The 21,278-nt window shown below is 66.9% G+C and carries 15 protein-coding genes; 7 read left to right on the forward strand and 8 right to left on the reverse strand.

The genetic code is table 11. The annotated features are described in order from the left end of the window. Positions 1-95: 95 nt before the first annotated feature. The gene (locus FMP39_RS20560; RefSeq protein ID WP_228558173.1) at positions 96-767 is read left to right on the forward strand and encodes a hypothetical protein; all 672 of its coding nucleotides are present in this window, start codon (positions 96-98) and stop codon (positions 765-767) included. Next, the gene (locus tag FMP39_RS38060) at positions 751-2,010 is read left to right on the forward strand and encodes a hypothetical protein (protein WP_228558174.1); all 1,260 of its coding nucleotides are present in this window, start codon (positions 751-753) and stop codon (positions 2,008-2,010) included. The genes FMP39_RS20560 and FMP39_RS38060 overlap by 17 nt, the downstream gene beginning before the upstream one ends. Positions 2,011-2,111: 101 nt before the next feature. Here the strand turns inward: FMP39_RS38060 and FMP39_RS20575 are convergent, their stop codons facing one another. From FMP39_RS20575 to FMP39_RS38470, 3 genes are read right to left on the reverse strand one after another with little or no spacing between them, the layout of a single operon-like run. Next, positions 2,112-3,521, reverse strand: a complete 1,410-nt coding sequence (locus FMP39_RS20575; protein ID WP_141592024.1) for an NAD(P)/FAD-dependent oxidoreductase — start codon at positions 3,519-3,521, stop codon at positions 2,112-2,114. 31 nt (positions 3,522-3,552) lie between these two features. Continuing rightward, on the reverse strand, positions 3,553-5,538 hold the full coding sequence (locus FMP39_RS20580; protein WP_141592025.1) for a YcaO-like family protein: 1,986 nt from the start codon (positions 5,536-5,538) through the stop codon (positions 3,553-3,555). Between the two features lie 18 nt (positions 5,539-5,556). Beyond that, the gene (locus tag FMP39_RS38470) at positions 5,557-5,679 is read right to left on the reverse strand and encodes a hypothetical protein (RefSeq protein ID WP_011554910.1); all 123 of its coding nucleotides are present in this window, start codon (positions 5,677-5,679) and stop codon (positions 5,557-5,559) included. Between the two features lie 408 nt (positions 5,680-6,087). Between FMP39_RS38470 and FMP39_RS20585 the strand changes: the two genes are divergently transcribed. Then, positions 6,088-7,359, forward strand: coding sequence for a hypothetical protein (locus tag FMP39_RS20585; protein ID WP_228558175.1), 1,272 nt, complete (start codon positions 6,088-6,090; stop codon positions 7,357-7,359). 142 nt (positions 7,360-7,501) lie between these two features. Here FMP39_RS20585 and FMP39_RS20590 read toward each other — a convergent pair whose 3' ends face one another. Continuing rightward, positions 7,502-8,503 (reverse strand): alpha/beta hydrolase family protein, encoded by a 1,002-nt coding sequence (locus FMP39_RS20590; RefSeq protein ID WP_141592026.1) that lies wholly within the window; start codon positions 8,501-8,503, stop codon positions 7,502-7,504. 456 nt (positions 8,504-8,959) lie between these two features. On the opposite strand from FMP39_RS20590, the gene FMP39_RS20595 reads away from it, so the two are divergent. Then, positions 8,960-9,844, forward strand: a complete 885-nt coding sequence (locus FMP39_RS20595) for a hypothetical protein (protein ID WP_194858493.1) — start codon at positions 8,960-8,962, stop codon at positions 9,842-9,844. 126 nt (positions 9,845-9,970) lie between these two features. On the opposite strand, the gene FMP39_RS20600 is transcribed toward FMP39_RS20595, so the two are convergent. Beyond that, positions 9,971-11,017 carry an EGF domain-containing protein gene (locus tag FMP39_RS20600; protein ID WP_228558176.1) on the reverse strand — a complete coding sequence of 349 codons (1,047 nt, stop codon included), beginning with the start codon at positions 11,015-11,017 and terminating at the stop codon, positions 9,971-9,973. A gap of 417 nt (positions 11,018-11,434) precedes the next feature. Between FMP39_RS20600 and FMP39_RS20605 the strand changes: the two genes are divergently transcribed. Beyond that, positions 11,435-11,758, forward strand: a complete 324-nt coding sequence (locus FMP39_RS20605; protein WP_141592027.1) for a hypothetical protein — start codon at positions 11,435-11,437, stop codon at positions 11,756-11,758. 99 nt (positions 11,759-11,857) lie between these two features. Here the strand turns inward: FMP39_RS20605 and FMP39_RS20610 are convergent, their stop codons facing one another. Both FMP39_RS20610 and FMP39_RS20615 read right to left on the reverse strand, forming a co-directional pair. Then, a complete protein-coding gene (locus FMP39_RS20610) occupies positions 11,858-16,867 on the reverse strand; it encodes a hypothetical protein (RefSeq protein ID WP_228558177.1) in 5,010 nt (1,669 codons plus the stop codon). 153 nt (positions 16,868-17,020) lie between these two features. Beyond that, on the reverse strand, positions 17,021-18,469 hold the full coding sequence (locus FMP39_RS20615; RefSeq protein ID WP_194858494.1) for an EGF domain-containing protein: 1,449 nt from the start codon (positions 18,467-18,469) through the stop codon (positions 17,021-17,023). Between the two features lie 375 nt (positions 18,470-18,844). Between FMP39_RS20615 and FMP39_RS20620 the strand changes: the two genes are divergently transcribed. Then, positions 18,845-19,309: a hypothetical protein gene (locus FMP39_RS20620; RefSeq protein ID WP_141592029.1), complete on the forward strand. Its 465-nt coding sequence runs from the start codon at positions 18,845-18,847 to the stop codon at positions 19,307-19,309. Between the two features lie 638 nt (positions 19,310-19,947). Here the strand turns inward: FMP39_RS20620 and FMP39_RS20625 are convergent. Continuing rightward, complete coding sequence (locus FMP39_RS20625; protein WP_141592030.1) at positions 19,948-20,424, reverse strand: hypothetical protein; 477 nt, start codon at positions 20,422-20,424, stop codon at positions 19,948-19,950. 390 nt (positions 20,425-20,814) lie between these two features. On the opposite strand from FMP39_RS20625, the gene FMP39_RS20630 reads away from it, so the two are divergent. Then, entirely contained in the window at positions 20,815-21,258 is a 444-nt protein-coding gene (locus FMP39_RS20630; RefSeq protein WP_194858495.1) for a transposase, read from the forward strand. Positions 21,259-21,278: the final 20 nt, after the last annotated feature.

A 21,278-nucleotide genomic window follows, 5' to 3' on the forward strand; every position in this document is an offset into this window, starting at 1 on the left:
CAACCAGACCGCTCACGGCGTGGTCGTTCGCACGCACGTCCCGTGGGTACCTTGCGGACATGGCCGTCGCCACGTTGATTCATCAGGAGGCGAACATGAAGCCAGAGCAGGAGAAGACGCTTCACGAAGAGGCCGTGGCAACGGTGGACCGCCTGGTGCTCAAGCACCCGGAGCTGAAGAAAGAGCTGGAGCAGGTAGAGGGCTATGCCGTCTTCCCCTCGCTGGGTAGGGCATCGCTGGTCCTCGGCGGCTCATACGGCCACGGCGAGGTCTTCGAGAAGGGCAAGCCGATTGGCTTCGCCACGCTGAGCCAGTTGACCCTCGGAGTCCAGGTGGGCGGACAGACTCTGAGCGAGCTCATCTTCTTCCATGACCGTAATGCCATTGAAGCGTTCAAGGGAGGAAAGGCGGCCTTCGCCGCCAACGCGTCCGCCGTGCTCGTGAAGGCGGCGGCGTCCGGAACCATCAACTATGCGAAGTGCGTGGCTCACGCCTACTCACGTGGCGGCATGCTGCTCGAGGCCTCCCTGGGCGGACAGAAGTTCACGTTCATTCCGCGTTCGGACGCATCGGAGCGAGGGAACGGAGGTCTGGTGCAGCGCTTCCGCAGGCAGGATGCGTCCGAGGAGAACGGGGCCGATGACACCGGGCAGCGTCCGCGGCTGCAAGCATCGCAGCCCCCTCCTGCCCTGACCACGGGGCTGACGGCCGCCGCCCTGCTGCTCACCCGGATCATCAAGGCGCAGGCCAGTGCTCGCCACGAATGAAGCGCCCATCCGAGACAAGCTGGCGAGCCAAGGCCGACGCGCGCTGAAGCTCGCGAGGATGGAGCTGGGCGTCCACCGCAGACTGCATGGTGACGCACGGGCGGCACTGCACCGGCTGGAGGCCCGCTCACCGGAGCTTGCTCAGGCGAGGGCTCGGGCCTACGCCTATGCCGTCTTCCCTTCGCTAGGCCAGGGAAGCGCCGTGCTCGGAGGCACCTGGGGGATGGGCGAGGTCTTCCGTCACGAGCGGCTGGTCGGATACGCGGCGCTGGTCCAACTGACCCTCGGAGTCCAACTGGGCGGACAGACATCTTCGGAGGTCGTCCTCTTCGAGGACCAGGAGGCATTCCAACGCTTCAAGCATGGCGGGACGGGACTGGCACTCAACGCGGCCGCGACCCTGGTCAAAGCAGGCGCAGCGAGGGCGCGGGGCCCGGCTGGCAGCACGACGGTCGCGCTGGCCACGGATGGAGGAATGTGGGCGGGCGTCGCGCTCGGCGCCCAGCGCGCCTTCGTCGTGCCGGCCGTCCTCACCCGCAGCAGCACATTGCGCCGGGTCCTCTCATCCATACCTTCTTTGACACGAGGAACGCCGGCCCCCAACGAGGGCGAAACAAGGGAGAGCGCGATGGCCAAGGCGCAGACGACCAAATCCGGAAGAAAAAGGTTGGGCAAGCTCACCGCGGCCTGGAAGCGCCGCAAGGCCCAGGAGGAAGAGAAGACAGGCCCCCAGAAGGTCGCCGCGCACACACGCGAGGCCATGCAGCGGGTCAGCACCCGAGGGCGCGAGACACTGGAGCATCTGCGAGACCGCGTCCCCAGTGGAGACAGAATCCGTGAGCGAGCAGGCAAGGCACGCACCTGGGCAGCCGACCAACTGGGTGAACACGCGGTGGCCATCGGACTGACCACGCTGGCAGCAGGCGTCGCGGGAGCGGCGCTGCTCCCCGTGTCGGACCGGGAGCGCCGCGCGTTGAGCTCCGTGTCCCACAAGGTGCAGGGACTGACCCACTCTCTTGGAGCCGCCCCCCAGGTCGCGCGGCTGACCCGGTCCGTGAGCCACGCGGTGGCACGCGTCCGCCGCGGTGACGGCGCTGCCACGGAGGAGGAGAAACCCCGAGCCCCCCGCCCCAAGAAGCCCGCGGCGACGCGTGGCAAGAAAGCCGCGGGGAAGCCAGCGGCGGCCGCCAAGACATCGCGCCGCCCCCGGAAGGGCAGCCCTCCGCCCCAGGCCAGTAAGTAGGGACGCAGGCTGGAGCGCCCAGCGGAACATCACCTGTTCCCGCTGGGCGGTAGGTGAAATCGGACGAAGCGTTCGTGGAGGGACTGGCCCCACGGCCTGAATCAGGCGCCGTGCAGGTCCCCGGCCATGCACGCCCCGCTGGCGCCTGACAGGATTTCAAGGGCGGCGCGTTGGCCTGACAAGAGCGCTCCCTCCATCCAGCCAGGCATGGGAGAGGTTTGGTCTCCGGCGAAGTGGACCCTGCCTTCGCGCGTTGCGAGCGCACGCCCCCACTGCGTGAGCTGCCTCGGCCGGAACCACGCAAAGGCACCCCGAGCCCAAGTGTCCTGGTCCCATGCGTAGGAGGTTCCGCACTGCACTTCGGAGGACAGCTCCGGCGCGAACTGGCTCAGGCCCCGCACAGCCATGGCGATGCGCTCCTCCTCGGAGAGAAGGCCCGCCGCGCGGGCGCACGGACCCACGCGATACGCTTCGAGGATGCCTGACGGCGGAGGTTGTGTCGGTGCGGCGTCGAGGACGTGCATGATGGGGAGGTCCGTCAGCCACCCACTCGACCACCCCCACTCCGTCCAGAGGCGGCGCCGGTATTGGATGAAGGTGCGCACGACGGACGTATGCTCGAGCTCGCGAATCGCCCGCAGCTTGTCCGCCGGGAAGGCAGGGACGAGCTCAACGCCACGAAGGATCGAGAACGGAATGGCGCACACGAGCCGCTCCGCTGTGAACGTTCTGTGTTCTCCCGTGCTGCCGCGGCAGTACAGACGAACGGTCCCCTGTTCCTGCTCGATGCGCTTCGCAGCCCATCCAAACTGAATCCTTCCACCGAGCGCTTCCGCCAGGGCAACGGGAAGCCGGTCACTTCCGCCCCTCAAGGTGTAGGCGCTCGAGCCGCCTCTGCCGACCGTCAGCAACTCCCGCCGCAGAACCCCAAGCGCCGAGCTTGCGTCGATGCCATCACCCACGAGGTCAAACCGCCCCAGGCTCACCGCGTCGATGGCCGCTGAAGAAGCGCCCCGTTCCACGAGCGCCTCACGAAGGGTCAGGCCATCGAGGTGGGTCGCGGCTGGACCGGGCCAGGACTCATGGAAGGGGTCGCCGACAGCCTCCACGAGGGGAGACACGTACCTCTTATAGAGGCCTGAAAGGCCGAGCTGCTGCTCATCCGCCCTCAGGACATGCGGGAGGCCCGTATCATCACCGATGGGGGCCAGGATGCGACGTCCCCGAAGATGGAAGGGCCGCAAGGCCGACGTGTGCGGAACTGGCAGCGGGTCGAGCTCCAGGCCGAGCCTCCTCGCCAAGCCGAGGACCGTCGAGTGCCCGCTGAGGACATACTTCGCGCCCGCCTCGGCGTACATTCCGTCCAGGAACGGCTGCCGCAGGGTCAGGACCCGGCCACCGACTCGAGAGCGCGCCTCGACCACGACGACATCCCGGCCTGCGATGACAAGCGCATGCGCTGCCGCCAGTCCTGCGAGCCCCGCGCCCAGAATGATGACGCGTTCGCTCATTCGAGACGTCGCCTCGCGTCTTCGGTGAGACTCATGCCAGCGGAAGCAGGTACGGATTCAGCAGCCCTCGCCTGAGCTTGAGCGGCGATGAGGGCAGCTGGGGATTGCGCGGGGGAAGGCGGCGCGGCAGCAGCCCACTCCCGAGGCGTAACAGGCTCGGACAGAACGCCAGAGGCTGCGTCCCAAGGACCAGCGCCTGGCAAGTCCGGAACGGAGAGGCCGCCGCCAGCGTGAGATTGATGACCAGGGTGCGCAGCCCATGCTGTCGGAACCTCGTGACGAGCTCCCCCGCCGTGTCGGGGACCCGAACACGAGGGAGCGCCACCGGGGGGCCTTCCAGGAGCAGGTCGACAGCACTCCGCATCGCGGGGTTCAAGTAGAGCAACGTGATGTCGAGGAGGGAGTCGATGAGCCAGTATTTCTCCAGGACCGGGGGCCGCCGGAGCGCCTCGAAGTCAATCGCAAGCTCCCGACGAAGGGCCACCGCCTCCGTCAACATTCGCATTTCACGGAGCGCTCGGTGCACGGCCACTGCCGGGTCCCCGGCGGCCGCGGCGGCGAGGAGCGTCCCTCCTTTGGGAAACGCCCCCTCTCCTGTCGCCTCGGCGATGAGTGCGATGACGTGAAGGCCGGCGCGACCGGGCAGGTACGAGAAGTGGAGAGTCCAGCCCGAACCCTTGAAATGACGCGACATCCCCTCATCAATGTCGAGCGTAGCCATGTCGAGGCGCCGCGCCCCTTGCCCCCGGTACCAGGCGAGCTGGAGCGCATGGCGCTCTACCACCTCCAGGAGCGCGGACCGCAACGCGGCGTCATCGCTCGTATGCGTCGCGACGCCATTGGATGAGGCACACAGGAAGCGCGGGCCCACGAGCCGTTCGGAAGTCGTGAAGGCTGCAGGAACGAGCAATTGCTCACCGGTCTCCGCATCCGTGGCCCTGACCCAATCCAGTGGCGTGTCCTGGTTGACTGGCGCGTAGGGAAACCCCGGGCTTGCGTACTGCTCCGGCGTGTAGAGGTCCCAATCACGCATGGGCAGGAAAGGTTGCTCGAGCGCACGCGCCGGAGTCGCGCAGACGTCGGGCACACGAAGGAGGGACGAGGCACGCTCGATGGCCTCTGCTCGCGCGGTCAGCCTCCGCTCCTCCAGGGATGCTCCGACGCCCACCTGGGCCAGGAAATGTCCTGACACCACGGGACGACCTCGTTTCCGAAGACGCAGGGTGGCGGCTCCCCAGCTCAGGGTGACAATGGGAGGAGCCCCCCGCCTGCCACGGACCGTGGCTTCGCGCGTCGCGATTCCCACGCGCCCCAACGCGGCACCGGCCATCCGCGAGCCCTCCAGCTTGCCGATGTGGGTCGCCGCGCCCCGGTTCGCGGAGCACGGGCACCCCGCTGCGGGCCGAGACTGGATGCGTCTGGTGCCTGGCCGGCCGTAGGCGCCCTCTGTCCAGGCACGCGCATCGAGAGAATGCGGCTTCATGGCTTTCCGGAGCGCCGTCAGATCGGCTGTCCCCAGCGCAATCACGGCGCGGCGCGGGAGCGCATTCGCCACTGCGGCGGCCTCATCGGGCGCATCCGCGCTCTGAACCTCCCAGAGCAGACCACAGGCGATACACACACCACTGCCAGCGCTTCGCCAACGTGTGGCGCTCAGTTGGATGAGTGCTCCGCTGTTCTCGGAAAGGTCGGCCGTGCGAAGAGGTCCCAGTCGCAGCCTGCCGGTGATTCCCAATGCCTTGCGGAGGGCTTGCTCGTCCATCCAACGTGGAGCACCTCGCCCCAGCGCCCCTTCCTCTTCGAGCCGCGCTCCGAGCTCCCTGGCGCCGGTAGGGTCGACGCCCGCCTTCACCAGCGCGCGGACGACCGCGGAGCTCCCTCCGCGGCGAACGTCTCCGAGGATGGAGACGAGAAGAGCAAAGGGGAGGCCCCGTATCTCCATCAGCGCCCTGCGGGTCTGAAGGATGGAGCTCCCCCTCGCCATTTCGAGGAGCACGACACCTGATTGAACGCCCATGTCGTGCCCGGGACGCCGCTACTTCGAGATGTGGGAAATGCTGGACACGTTGGTTTCAAAGGCCTTGAGCGCGGACACCTTCAGAACGCGCACCGTGACCTTGAGAGTCTTTGCACGCTTCGTACGAGCAGGCTTCTTCATGTTCGGCCTCCCTTGGTGAGCGAGAAGTGTCTCTTCAAGCCAGACTCCGAGTCAACGACATGACAGGGCACTTTGGCCGTGATGGGAATTGCCGTGGGCCACACAGGAGATGGGCCTACCTGTCAGAGCGCAACACCACGAGATCTGACAGTCCATTTCCGTGTCGAGCTGACCTCAAGTCAGCCCGCGTCCGTGCAGCCCTCAACCAGGCGCTGCGTCGCTTCGGGTTCCGCACGTTCGGGCACCACCGCCTTGAGTGACTGGCTTCCGGCGCTGCTCCCACGAAGCGAACCCTCAATGAACACGGGACGATATGTCCGCGCCGGGCCCTTCGTTCTGAGAGGGCCAGCCCCTTCCCATTCAGGGGGCGTGACACATCCCGTCTCGAGTGCACCTGAAGGGCCCCGAATGTCCAATCTTGGTCTTTCGTTCATCGTGTTTTTCGCATGCACGTCCGCATTCGCATCCCCACCTCCGCGGATTGAAACTGAAGCGGAATCGCTCGCGTCGGCTCCAACACCGTTCGCGGTGCTGCGTGATTTCGTGACCGAAGACATCCATCACTACCGATTCGACATTCGTGTCGGCACCGCACCAAACGCCATCGTGCGGGTCCATCGCGTCGTCCGAGAGCGCGCGCCGTGGCGGCCACGGTCGCCCGCCCACGCGATCATGTTGCTTCACGGAGACTTCGCCAACTTCGTCACGAACTTCGTGCCGACACTCGGCCATCCCGCGTCATCGGCGCCGGGGCTCGCTCCGTACCTGGCGGCCCGGGACATCGACGTCTGGGGCGTTGACCGTCGCTGGACGCTGCCCTCCGTCAACGGAGACATCTCCGACCTGGGCGAGATGGGGGTTGCCCAGGAGCTCGGAGACATCGCCGTCGCGCTCACCTTCGCACGGGCGGCACGGCTCAGCGGCGACCGCGACAAGGGCCGAATCGTGCTCGGCGGATTCTCGCATGGCGGCGAGCTGGCCTACGCGTATGCCGCCGCCAACGGCCGCCACGTGTCGGCGGTCGCCGTGCTCGACGCCTACTACGACATCGCGCCCGAGCACGCGGAACTGCGCGAGCTTGCGTGCGCCAATGCCGCCGCGGGACGTGAGGCGCTTGCTCAAGGCGTGACCGACTCCGACAACAGCTTCTTCATCACGTTGGGCGAGCTGGCCCGGAGTGCGCCCCAGGCGCAGTCTCCCGTGTTTTCGAGCTACACCAACCGCGGTGCACTGCTCGCGATGAATGGCCTGACCTACCTTCTCGCGCCATACACGCCGCTGTACCACCTGAGCGCGCCCATCCTCGACGCCAACGGCGACGTCACGGCACTGCGCGAGTCGTCCGAGGACAGCGTGAGCGCGTGGTTCGCCAGCGCGCCGCCGCACCAGTCGCTGCGTGAGACCGTGGAACTCGACGAAATCTGGTGCGGGACGACACCCAGGCCCGAGCTCTCGAACATCCGCGTCCCGTTGTTCTACCTCGGCGCCGCTGGCGCGTTCGGTGACTACGGGCTGTATTCGACGACCCGGGTGTCATCGACGGATGTCACGGCGCTCGTCGTCCGCCGCTTCGGTCCGGAGCGAGTGGCCGAGGACTTCGGCCATGGCGACCTCTTGTACGCGGCGGATGCACCGACGCTCGCGTGGCAACCGCTCGCGACGTGGTTGCTGAGCCACTGATGAGAAGCATCTCCGTTCGTGGCCCCACGCATCCAGCAGCCGTCTCAAGAGGCCGCAAGAAGAAGGCGCTCGGCTCGCGCGGGTGGCAGATGGAGCCCTTCGCATCGGACGAAGGGCTCCATCACCTGAAGTGCCGTTGGGCTTACGGCCCATCAAGCACGGCCAACATGCGCGGCAGCACGTCGAAGAACGCGTAGTTCCAGCAACTGAAGTTGTGCCCGCCGTCACACCCGAAGGGCTTCTGACCCGGCGCGGGGCGGCCATACATCTCGTAGTGGTGCGGCACGCCCGCGGCATTCAGCGCATGGTGGAACCGGTCCGTGGACGCCCCCGGGACGCGTTCGAGCACATCCCCATCCCAGATGCCCGACCCCGCATACAAGGCGACGGCCACGCCCCGCAGAGACGCCGCACGCGGAATGGGGTTGTTCATGTTCCAGGCCTGGTCGAAGGGCCAGAAGGGAGAGCCGAACGCTCCATCCGGGTTCTGCAGCCACCGTGTCCCCTCCTCCGTGATGGTGGCGCGGATGGCGGCGTCACCCAGGTCCAGGGCCCCCGAGAAACTGGCCGCATAGGCAAACAGGTCGGGGCGGCGCGCGGCGTAGCTGATGGCCCCGAAGCCGCCCATGGACAGCCCCGCGATAGCACGGCCCTGCTTGTACGCCAGCGTGCGAAGGTTCTGGTCCACCCACGGAATGAGCTGGTTGAGGTGGAACTCCTCCCACGCCTGATTCACCCCGCGAGGGAAGACCCAGTTCGTGTACCAACCGACCTTGCCGCCATCCGGCATGATGGTGATGACGGGCATGTTCTCGGTAATCGCATACGCCGCACCGAACTCCACCCACTGAGCCGAGTTCGCGCCGCCTCCCCCGTGCAACAGGTAGACCGCGGGGTATCGCACGCCCGGGTTGTTGTAATACCCCGTCGGCAGGAGCACCCGAACGTGGTGGCGAGGGTCATAGACCGCATGAGGCGCGATCAGCGGCGTGGAGATTTCCACGTCGATGAGCCTATCCGTGATGTGCCGCACCGCATGAACCGTGATGCCATGCCCCGAATAGAAGTTCGGCGCGAGCGAGGCATCGGATGCCTCCGCGCCGCCTGACACTCCGAGGAACAGGGCGACGAACAAGACTCCCATGAGTCTGCGTGCGGCACGGGCGGGAGACTCGCATCGTTCAAGAGCGGTGCTGGAAACAAAGACGTCCTGGGGCAGCAATCTGCGCATCCTCTGACCTCGGAGAGTAGGTGGAGCGACAACGGCTCTTCATCCGCCAATGACAGGTGCGACGCTAGGGGGCGTATCTGGCCATGGCAATGCACACGTTGGAGCGACCGTGTCATTCCCTGGCGGGGGCCGCTGAGGCTGTGTCTTTTCCGCGACTGTGGACGCGAGTTGTCCATTAAATGCATTCCGTGGCGACTCGCTTCATCCCGGAAGGCCCCACCCTCCAATGACGGAGACCTCGAATGGGACGCAGCTGCGCCCTCGCCCCAATCGTCCTCCCCCACGCAACTCCGTGCGCAGATGGAGGACAATTCGCACAAAGGCACGAAGGAACGCACCTCATGCCTCAGACCAGGGGGGGTCTACATCATGGGTACCATCACGAGGGTAACGACGACGTTGTTGAAGCAAGGCGCACGAGGCGTGTCCCGCTCCGGCGGCCACCGGGCACCCACCCGCGTGCTGCCACAAGTCGCCCATCACTCCACCAAGGCATCAAGCCCGTCTCAAATCGCGAGCGAGACGCGGGCTCGGAACAACAGCCTGGACCTGATGAGCGACATCATGGATGCCATGGATCGCCGTGATGGCGGCAACAACGCGGCCACGCCTCGTATCAAGCCGGATGTTCCGCTGTCGCGCCGTGAGAACTTCGCGTTTGACGCCATCCAACCGGGGTACGGAACGTCGAAGTCCGCCATCGACAAGCACGGAAAGCTCCAGCCCGCGGGCGACAGCGCCACCACCAGCGCCTCCGACCACGTCGATGGCGAAAAGTCCATCAAGGCGAAGACGCCGTATACGTCCTTCAGCGGCCCGCCGGTGGGCGTGGACGGCACGGCCACGGGGCCCCTGATCGACAACCCGCTCTACGGCAAGGACCGCATCGTCACCAACCCGGCCAAGGACCCCAAGAGTGGTGTGGTGCTCGACCAGTTCGACATCCAGCGCGACCTCCGGACGAGCACCAGGCCCGGCTTCGACGAGACCGCGGTGCTGCGCTCCGAGCCACGCCCACAGCCCCTCTGGCAGCCCACCCCCGAAGAGCGCGCCATCATGCCCCAAGTCGGTGTGGCCCCTGAGAAGCCCTCGTTCACGTTTCGCGAACGCGCGATGGTGAACTCTGCGCGGGACAAGGAGTACCTGATCAAGGGCATCATCCACGAGTTCGACTTCTTCCAGGGCCAACCAGACGGCTCGCTCAAGCCCCTCTCCAAGCAAGAGGTGATTGACGAAGCCAGGAAGAAGTCCTGAGCCACCGCGCATCGTCCCATCACCGTGCCAGGAGAACCCCGACCCTCGCGGCGCCGTGTTGCGCCGCGAGGGCGGTGAGTCCGCCAGCTCATGATGTCATTCAGCGAGCGACAGCGTCGCTCCCAGCTACCTCATGACACAGACGCCCGACGAGCAGGTCTTCGCCACCGGACAGACAACGCCGCAGGCGCCGCAGTTGTTCACGTCCGACGATACATCCACGCACTGCGCGCCACACTGCACCCGGGGCGCCGGACAGGAGCCACCCTCGCACTCATAGCCACCCGGGGTGTTGACACACACCTGGCTTGGATTGCACGCGGCAGTCCCGTTCGAGCACTCGTCGATGTCACTGCACGTCCAACCATTTCCCCAGTAGCCCGGCTTGCAGGTGCAGGTGTAACTTCCCGGCGTGTTCGTGCAAATCGCATTCACCGAACACTGCGCAGTGCCATTCGTGCATTCATTGACGTCCGTGCAGACACTGGGCTGCATGCCATTGCAGGTGTACCCCGGCTCCACCCGGCAGGTGCTGCTACAGCCATCCGACGAAACCCGATTGCCGTCGTCACACTGCTCCCCATTGTTGATACGGCCATCGCCACACACGGCGCTCGCACCACCGCCCGTATCCTCCACCGCGTCCAAGCCGTACAACGAGGCAACCCCACCGCGCAGCCTCACGTAGCGATACGGCGTGGAGTTGCTGAATGGCACCAGCGTGGAGTGGGTCCCGAGCCCCAGGTCCAGCAGGTTCGCCTGTCCCGTGCTGATGATGCTCATGTCTGCACGAAGGAATTCCACCTGGGCGATGACCGCCAGCGAAAGGCCCTGGTAGTAGACGCGCAGCGGCCCTGTGCCGTCTTCGCCCAGGCCCATGTCCAGAACCATGGAACCGCCCAGGAGCCCCAGGAACGTCGCGGCGTTCCCATCCGGCGCGCCCACGGCGTTGTTCGGATTGAGGACGGCAATGATACCGCTTTGGACGACTGCGTTGGCATAACGGTCACCGGCCATCGCCGACACCGAGTCCGATGACGACTCGCCGCCCACCGGTGCCTCTTCGGAAACAACGGATTCGTCCTCCAACTCAGAACCGCACGCGCTCATCATGCCGAACGCCAGGGCCGCACTCAGCATTCGCCACATGGGGGCCACTCGACTGACCTTCATTGTCTTGCTCCAATCCGCTTCGACTTGGGGATGGCGGTCCGACGTGAGGACTGTCACGCCGGATAACCGCCACAACAATGAACGCACGAATTCCATTTTCAGCTTTAAAGGCACGCATTTCGAATCCAGAACGCGTGTGCCATTGGACAGCTTTTTCTCCAGGTATCGCCGCGTCGACCGCAAGGCGACACCCACCCTGGACACGAAGGCTGCGACTCCTGTCCTAGCACGAGGCAGCCTTCTCGATTCTCGGGAGTGAAGAGAAAAGAAAGCAGCGGCGCGCCCCCTCAATCTCAGCCACGAAGTTGCACGCGCCTGCCCACGACGCCTCCGCGCCCATGCCTGTGGGGCGTTGATGGCCCGCACCATTCGCCTATCGTATACTTGGGGAAACGCATCACCCTTTCCCGAGGCCCCATGCGACTGTCACTGATGAGCCTGCTCTGCCTTCTGGTCTCCGCTGGCTGCGGAGACGATACGTCCCATCTACCGAATTCCTCGCTCGCGGCCTGCTCCTTCACCGACGCGTGCGCGAACGCCGACGAGGAGTGCTACGTCAGCCAGGTCTGTGGCCCGCCCGCCCCTGACGAAGAGCTCTACTGCCAGGCGGAGAAGGGCGACCGCCAGTGTCACCGCCGCTGCCAGGACGATGGCGCCTGCGGGCCCGGAGAGACCTGCAGGGCAGTCGAATCGGTCAAGCGAACAGACATGCTGACCACGACCACCCTGTGCTTCAAGTAGGCGGCGCAAGCACCCCAGGGCCAACGTCGGTGACGCTCCCCGCTCCCCGCCGGCGCAAGGTCCGCAGGGAGCCCGGGGCTTGGGCCGCCACCCGCGCGCTCAATCCCAACCGCGAAGCTGGACGCGGACCCGCCGCACGAGCAGTTCCCACTCCTGACGCTTCAACGTCGTCAGGACGCGCCCGCCAATGAGTGTGAGCCCGGTGAGCGTCATCACCAGGAAGCCGATGCGGTGGTCCCTCAGCCCGGCGTCGAGCAGCGTGGCCGCGACGTCCAGCGTGAGGAACAGGGTCCCCAACGCCAGGTAGGCGCGAATCTGGAACACCATGCCCGCCACCACGCCGAGCAGACACACCCCGCCGAAGACGAGCGCATACGTGCCGTCGGGAGACTGGCCCACCTGGACCGCGATGCGCGCCGCCGCGGGCACATACAGCAACAAGCCCCCGAGGAGTCGCACCGTGTTGCGCGCGGCGTGCGGCAGGCTCTCCGCGAAGAGCTGGCCCAGCATCAACAACAGCAAACCCATGGGCGCCAGGTAGATTTCCAAACCCTCCAGGCCAAAGGCCAGCGCGGAGATGAGCAGCGCGAAGTTGCACGCGGCCGCCGCGAACGCACCGAACAGCCGGCTGCGCTCCACCGCGCCCAGCGTCGCGTACAGGAGGCCGGAGCCCCCCGCGAGCAGCGCCGCCTCTTGCGTCGCCTCGCCTGGCAGCACCAGCGCCATGCCCACGGGCAGCAGTGCCGCGAAGCGCCGGGTGGCCGCCTCCACGGGCTGCACGCCCGCCCTCCGGGCCAGCACCGTCACGCCCACCAGGATGAAGCCCAGGGCCAGTGCGAAGAATGCGTCGTGCTCCGCACGCAGGCCCGGTGCATACAGATTGCGCACCAGGGCGTAGACGCCGACCACCGCTGTCTGCACGAAGTAGACGTGCCGGCCCGTGTGCTGGCTCCAAGCGCAGTGCAGCGCCACCAACACCAGGATGCCAATGGAGGCGATGGCCAGCGGAAGAGCGCCGTCGGAGGCAGAGCCCCCCACCGCCAGGGCCGTGAGCATCAGCCCACTCACCACGAGCCCTGTGTCGCGCCCCCATGACAGGCCGCCCGCGACGTCCGGCCGGCGCCTCCGCACCCACGCCTGGGCGGCATGGAGGGCCAGCACGCCCACGGAGGCGGCCAGGGACAGGGCCGCGCCATGGAGGATGAAGAGTTCGCCGTAACGCAGCCACGGGCCGACCAGACTCGCGCGAATCGAAAGGAAGGCCATGAGTGAGGCGACGAACGTGCCGCCCACCACCCAGGCCCCCAGCGTCGCGACGAGCGAGGCGAGCGTGCCCTTCCACTGGAAAGCCGCCACGAGCACCGACGCGGCGACGAGCGCCAGTGTCACAGGCAACGCGGGAGAGACCATCCAGCTCCCGCCCATGCTCAGCAGCATCTCCCCCAGGAGGTTGAGCGCGGCGAGCGTCGACGACGGCGTCCCATTCGTCGCCAACGCGTACACGAGCGCTGCCAACAGATAAATGGCGCTGGCCTGGTGGATGCGCATGCGAGCGGCGCTCTCGGACAAGCCCCTGCGCCGGACGATCCACGGCCCCAGCGTCACCACCGTCAGCCCCACCAGGGCGAGCACCGGGCCGGGCCACACCTCGAAGACCTCCTCACGGTGCGCCCACGCGTGGACCAGCAGGAGGATGCTCGCGCCAAGCACACCGCGCCCCTGCGCCCTGGCCCCGCCGAGGAACAGCACCAGACCGGCGATGCAGACCAGGCCTGCCGCCGTGAGCCCAGGCTGGAAGAGGGCCGCGACGAAGACCACGCCCACACTGATGACCGAATGGCGCTGCAACAGGCGCTGGAAGGAATCGGGCAGCCCCCGGAGCGAGGCAACGGCATAGACGAGCCCCACAGCGGCGATGCCCGCGAAAGCCCGCTGCCACAGCAGGAACACCGTGTCTCCTGGTGCGAGCCACGCGTCCTTATCGAGCCAGTGCAGGGACTCGGCGCCGATGCGCACCCACCTGCCCTCGGACGACCACGCGTGCGTGAGTCTGGGCCCGAGCAACGACTGCCTCGCGGCCCAGAGCGCCGCACCGGGCAGCCCGAGCCAGAGCCCCACGCTCGCGAGCCGCACCGAGCGCGCGGACACGGAGAGCAGCAACATCAACGTCGCGGGCCCCAGCAACATCAGGGGCGGAATGAGAGCCAGCGCACGGGACGGCCGGGGCAGGCCGACGAGGAGCGCGCCTTTCAGCAGCACACATGCCAGGACCGCCACGCCGAGATGGGGAACCCAGTGGTAGAGCTTGCCGTGACGAGGCTTTCCCAGAAGCCCGGCGACCCAGGGCCCGAAGCGCCGTGTCGCCAGTGCGACGCCCCAGAGCGCGATGCCGATGAGCGAGGTCCGCAGAGCCGCGACGTCCGGCGGCGATGGCCGGCCCGCGCGGTTGAGCAGCGCGGTGAGCGCGATGAGCGCGCCCAGCGACGCGAGCGTCACCACCGAGCCGCGCAGGTGCCAGGCCTCGAATCCGCGCGACACGAAGGCCACCAGCACGACCACGAGGAGCAGACCGGCCGCGAGCAGGCACGTGGCGCGCTCGGCATCCGTGGGCCTGGCCAGCCACCCAGCCAGCGTGAGCGTAGCGATGACCGTCTGCACCAGCGCCGCCGTGGCAAAGCCATCCGTGAAGAGCGGCAGCCCCCGCGCACCGAGCGGCAGCCTGAAGAGGTCGAACATCCTCCGGCCCTCGCGCCCGGCAGCGGTGTCCGCGGCATCCAGCGGAGTGCGGCCGCGCAGCGCGGAGAAGGCCGCGAAGCCGAGCGCCAATGACGCGGCGACCAGGGCAGCTCGCGGGGATGCGAAGTCGGAGACGGTGCCCATCACCTGGGAGACCGCGATCGCGAGCCCTGAGGCCGCGAGGAACCCGACGAGCCTGCTGCCATCCCGCCGGACACGGAGCAGCAACCAGGCCGTGACCACGGCCGTGGGAAGCGCGGAGAGCACACTGACTGACAGCCCCGTGGCTGACACGAGCAGATCCGGAGCGCTCGGAGCGGCATCCACGGCCAGGAGGACTCCCGCCGCGGCCAGGCTGAGGGCGAGGTCATCCAGGGGCAGCAGCCCGTCCCTGCGTGACGCGGGCTGCGCCCACGCCCCCTGCACGAGCCCCGCGACACCGTAGAGTCCACTCACGAGCGCGAAGACCGCCAGCCGGCCCCAGCTTCCCTCCAACGCCGGGGTCCCCTCGGCGAAGGCGAGCACACCGAAGACAAGGCCCACGCCGCCCAGGTAGTGCAGGCCCCGCCAGCGCCAGCCGCCAGCAACGTGCGCGGCCCCAGCGATGACCAGCCCCGTCAGCACCTGGCGCCACGGCGAGGCGGCGCTGCCCACCTGCCGCACCAGGGGCATTGCCACCAACGACCCAAGGATGGTCCAGGCGAGCAGGCGGATACGCAGTCCCGGAAAGGCACTCCAACGCGCCAGGAGCATCAAGCCCGCGGTCGCCACCGTGCCGCCGAATACCCACCAGCCCGGCTCCGTCGGCGCCTGCGTGCGAGCGAACAAGGCTCCGGCGAGGAGCGCCGTCATCACCATGAGGTGGACCAGGGCCCGCCGCCGTGGCTCCAGCAGGAAGAAGACACCCGTCGCGATGAGTGGCGCGAGCGCCAAGGCCAAGTCGACCTGGAAGTCCCCTCCAGGCTCGCTGGAAAACGCGCCCAGCGCTCCCACGACCGCGCCACTGGCGAGCACCGCGTAGGCCACAATCTCCAGTACCGGACTCACGCGCGGATGGGCCTCGCGCGCGGCGTCGGTGGTCGCGGCCACGGCGATGACGGTGGCCAATGCCTGAGCCCACAGCGTGAGGCCCGCGAACAGGGCGCTCCCTGGCTCCAGGGCGTCGAAGCCCGACGGTGCGCTCACCACACAGAAGACGGCGAGCCACAGCGCGCCATAGAGCGCGGCGCTCGCGCTGACGAGCGCCGTGTTTCCCTCCGTCGCCTTCCGTGCGCGCCATACCGTGGCGGTCAGGGCCATGACACCCACGAAGGCACAGAGCGTGCGCAGCCAAGGCGCGTCCTCGAGCGCCATCAGCGGAAGCCCCGCGAACAGGGAGGGCAGGAGCGCCACCCCCAGGGCCGCGGCGGAGGTGCCATGCAGCAGACGTCCCGCCGACCTCAGCGGCACCATGCCCAGCGCGGCGGCGCCAAGCGCCACCGCGGCACCGAACCCAGGTGACAGGGCGAACAGCGACGACAGCGCGATGAAGGCGACGGGGAGCAACGCGAGGCCAATGCCCGAGAGCACGCGCCCCACCGGCATGGAGCGCCGGGACAGGAACACACCGAGCCCGATGAAGCCCGCGTGGTATCCCCACAGAGCGCCCGTGACGAGGAGCTGACGTGGAACGCCGCCGAGTGCCTGCCAGGCCTCGCGCACGCCCATGAGCGAGCCGCCCAGCACCAGCATCGCGCCAAGGAACCACCAGATGAACTCCTGGAACCGGGGCGCGCTCTCCGGCCGTGCATCGAGCGCCACGACAGCCTCGAGTCCTCCGCTGAGCGGACCTGATGCACCCCGGTCGAAGAACGTCTGCCCGGAATCCAGCGCCGCGCCCAGGTCGTCATCCCCCGTCTCCGAGTCAGGCCGGAGCCCTCGACGCTTGCGCGCGCTCTGCTCCCGCTCCGCCTTCGCGGCTTCGTCCAACGAGCGCGCCAGCGCGGCGCCCCAGCCCCAGAGCCGCCATTCTCCCCCGTCGCGAAGCGAGGTCGCGACACCATCGGCCCAGGCTTCCGCGCGGGTCGCCGCGTCCGCGGGAGGGACAGCGACCGCTTCGAAGACGTCCTGGGCGGGGGCCTGCGCCCCCTCCTCTGCCTTCGGCGTTTCGGGGTGACGGTCGTCCGCGCCAGGCACGAGGGACTCGGCGAGCCGGGTCGCGGTGACGACGTCGATGAGCGCGCTGGCCTGCCAGCCTTCGATGTGACGGCGCAGTGTCTCCCTGACGAGTGCGTCGAGATTCGGCTTGGTGGCGGGCACGAGCGGGGCACCGCACTCCTGACACATGGCCCCCAAGGCCACGTCACGGAGCCGAGCGCAGGCTTGGCAGATCATGATGCGGCAGCATAGCCCCAGTCCCGCGAGGCCTGCTTGACGCACGTCGATACCGTGGCTGTCTCACTTCCGCGGAAAGTGGCCCATCACCTCGTCCCTCGCGGCGACAGGTGGTGCCGCGAGGGACGAGGTCCCATCAGCACATGACGCCCGCTACGGACCACCGGGATACGTGAAGGACACGACGTGCGTCGGGTGCTCCGGGGAGCATTCGGCCCCCAGGTCGGCGCTGGTGGCGGCGCTCCAGACAATCAGGTCCGGCCGCCCGAGCCACCTCACCGTGACAGTGTACGAGACGGGATTCTCAGCGCTGGGCGGCGGAGAAAAACCCGCCGCCTTGAAGCAGACGTCGTACTGGCCAGCCGGCGGGGGCGCACCAGCGTTCCAGATGACCCGCTCCGGCCCCCACCCGGCTGACGCAATCCGGTCCAGCGTCCCATAGTCCGTTTCAATGCCGGGCCCCCGGTTGCCGCCGTGGATGAGCTTCCCCGAGGGAGTCCGGACGACGAGGTCCCCATCGCCCGCGCGCGCCCACGACGTGGCGATTTGCAGCTTGATGCCATCCGCCACACAAGCGCTCTCCAAGCAGGTCTGCCCAACGTCACAAACATTTCCACAGGCGCCGCAGTTGGACGCATCCGACGACACATCCACACACTGCGAGCCACACTGCACCGTGGGCGACTGGCAGGCACCGGCCACGCAGGTGTAGGCACCGGGCGTGTTCACGCACAGCTCGCCCACCTGGCACACGGCCGTCCCATTCGCGCACTCGTCGATGTCGTCGCACGTCCAGCCATTGCCCGAGTAGCCCGGCTTGCACGTGCAGATGTAGCTCCCCGGCGTGTTCGTACAGGTTGCATTCACCGAGCACTGGGAGGTGCCATTCGTACATTCGTTGACGTCGGTGCAGACACTGGGCTGCGTGCCGGAGCAGGAGTAGCCCGGCTCCACCTGGCAGCCAGCACCGCAGCCATCTCCCAATACCAGATTGCCATCATCACACTGCTCCTCCGTATCCACCTGGCCATTGCCGCAGAAGACACCCCCTCCAAAGCCCATGTCCTCCACGGCATCCACGCTGTACAGGGCGGCCAGCCCACCGCGCAGCCGCACGTACCGGTAGGGCGTCGCGCTGCTGAAAGGCACCAGCGCGGAGTGCGTCCCAATGCCCAGGTCCACGAGGGCCGCCTGCCCCGTGCTGATGAGGCTCAGGTCCTCCCGAAGGAAGTCCACCTGGGCAATCACCGACAGCGACAGCCCCCGGTAGTAGATGCGCAGGGGGCCCGTGCCCGCCTCCCCCTCGCCCATGTCCAGCAGCAGTGAGCCCCCCAGAAGGCCCAAGAAGCTGGCGACATTCCCATCAGGCGCACCCACCGCATTTCCTGGGTTGATGACGGCGATGACACCACTCTGGACGACCAGGTTGGCGTAGGGGTCAGGCGCCAACGCCGACACCTTCGAGGACGATCCGACCTCCGTCAAAGCCTCTCCGGCAACAAGGGACTCCTCCTCCGCCTGAGGCCCACACGCGGCCAACATTCCGAACGCCAAGGCCATGCGCATCCATCGCCACTCGCGGGCCAGTCGACGAACATCCATTATCTGCTCCATTCCACGTGAATTGGGGGATGGCGGCACGGCACGAGGACAATCACAACGAAGCGCCGCCAATCCATAGCTAGGTACGAGGCGGCGGCGTGGCCTCAAACACATGCGCGCCGACATTGAGACACGCATTCCATTGGACAGCATTTTCGCCCGACGGCTCCGCGGCGAACACCATGCGACATCCCTCCTGGACATGAGGGCCGGCACCTTCATGCCAGCGAGAGAGAATCCTCTCGATTCTCGAAAGTGAAGAGGCCCATCCATGGAGCGATTCCATGGATGCCATCCTTGATGAACACACCGCGGCGATGCGTGTTCAAATGCGTGTCCGACATGAGCAACATCACCCGTCGAGCACGCTGACACATGCCTCGAGAACCTCCCGTCGTCCTACCCGTCTCTCTGTCGTTGCTCCGGCATGCGAACCCGTGGGCGCTGCTTCTCGTGAAGGAGGAAGGCTATCCGCTCGCCACCGCCGCCCTCCTCTCCGAACGCTACGCCTTGAAGAGCGATGAGAAGCCCTTCGTGCGAGAGCTCCTCGGCCGCAAACGGAACCTGTGGGTCTTCCGCTGTGACCAGCGTCGCTTCGCGGGAGACTTCGTCGTCGTGGACATGGCGGAGCCCCGGCCCGCTCGACGCCGGGTAGTGGTGCTCGACCTGAAAATGGGGGCACCCCTCGTCTTCGGCGGCGGAGGAGCAGGCATGCAGCTCACCCACGCGCAGGACGCGGTGGACGGTGTCGCGGCGCGCAAGGGGCTCATCGCACCAGGCACGCCCTACGTACTGGCCACGGGTGGAAAGGACGCCATGCTCGCGTACCTGGGCGCGTAAGAATTTCAGACGCGACTGAGAGTCGCCGCTTCCATAGGCGGACCCGAGCCCGAAACAAGTGTGCTATGTCGAGCTTTTCAACGGACTCAAGGCGCCATGCATTGACGCTGCGGGACAGGGCCTCAAGTGAACGCCTCCAGCGAGGGACGGTTCGTGCTGGTGATTCGCGAATCCCAGATGGCCTTGTTGGCGGAAGGGCGTTTTGCTCGACTCAAGCAGTGGCTCCCTGGCCACCTTCGTCAGCACTTCGAGGAGAAGCTCGCTGGCAAGGATGCGCGCGCTCTTCGGGGACGGCTTCGAAGCGCTGCTTCCCTGGACGCGTGACGCCCATGTCGCTCCCGCTTGCGTCGAGGTCTGGTAAAGCGAGTCGACCAGCCAACCGCCCTACCGAGGAAGAGGACAGCTGGAGTTCTCTGCGTCATTCCGCTGGCCTCGAACGCTTTCGCGACGCGCACCCACTCCGGCTTCTCCACCTGCATCGACATGCACAGCAGCGCCCCCTGTGCTCCGCTACCTCGACAATCCCTCACGGCATGTCGTTGGCCGGACGGTTATGGCGCGACGGCACACCCTCCAAAATGAACAAGCCAGGGGCGAAGGTTTGTAGAACAGTCCCGAGGAGAAGAAGCGCGTCGTCCTCAACACATTGGCGAATCTTGAATTTTCGCCACCTGCTGACGGCAATCCTCGGCGGGGGCGTATGGGTCGTAGTCTGACATGACTCGTGCCCGCTCCGGAAACAAGACCTGGAGATTCTGAAACCCAATGCACCTGCGGGAGACCGAATCAGACCGCATCATCTGAAACACTTCCCCTTCAAGCGACGCCCAATCCTCCCCCCGCCTGTTCAACTCATCCAGGATTATGCCCGAAATATAGTATTCATCGACCAGCCGCTGCTTCAAGGCGACCGAATCGGCCCCGCTGAGGTCTTTCCTCAATGCTCGCAGGGAGAGAGTGTACGGGAGAACGCCCAGCCACCATCCAAGCGCCATCCCCGCCAATGCCCCTCCCACTCCACCTCCCATGCCTGCGAGATGGAAACCGGCCAGCCCGACCAGCAGGGCACCAGCGACTAATGACACCCACCGTATCAGTCCAAAGAGGGTGAACACCTGCGGTCTCCTTCCTGAAACACACCGACATGAGTGCCGCCCAACGAACTCGCATTGAGCAGCACTCAAAAGACCTCAAGGACGCTGCTGATTCGGCACGGGAGCAGTTTCCCTTCCCAACAAGGAGCCTGCCAAACCGCCTCCTCCCAGGGCAAGGCCTTGGTGGATGACATGCCGATTCCGCAGGCGCGAAGCACATGCCGCCGCAGTGGAGTACGTAAGGGCGTTGCTGGGTCGCGCGCAGCGGAAGAATGCGTGGGGCCTTTCAGAGGACGCGGAGCACCCCACCCCGTATGCCTTCCAGCACCTGCTGCTACGCGCGAAGTGAGACGCGGACTCGGTGCGCGACGACGTCTTGGAGTACGCCCGAAGGAGCCTGGGGAAGGCAGCGTGTTGGCGGTGAACGAGACGGGCTTCTTGAAGAAGGGAGACAAGTCCGTCGGAGTCGCGCGCCAGTACACCGCCACGGCGGGCAAAACCGAGAACGCGCGGGGAGGCGTCTTTCTCTCGTATGCCACGCCCCGCGGGCACGCGCTGGTGGACAGGGAGTTGTACCTGCCAGAAGCCTGGACACCGGACGCGGCGCACCGTGACGCAGGCGGCATCCCAAACGACGCCGACTTCGAGTCCAAGCCAGCCCTTGCTCAAGGCCTGCTGCAACGGGCATTGGCCTCAGGACTGAAGCAGGCATGGGTGGTGGGCGACGAAGTCTACGGGCGTGACAGCACGTTGCGACACTTCCTGGAGGGATTGCGTCAACCCGGCGTCCTCAGGCGGAACATCGTCGTCTGCTGCTGCCGGCGTCCCTCGCATCGCATCCTTCGATGCGATTGATGCCTGCTGCGCGCCCAGTC

The organism is Myxococcus sp. AB056, assembly GCF_006547365.1.
In the GTDB taxonomy this organism is placed as follows: Bacteria; Myxococcota; Myxococcia; order Myxococcales; family Myxococcaceae; genus Myxococcus; species Myxococcus virescens.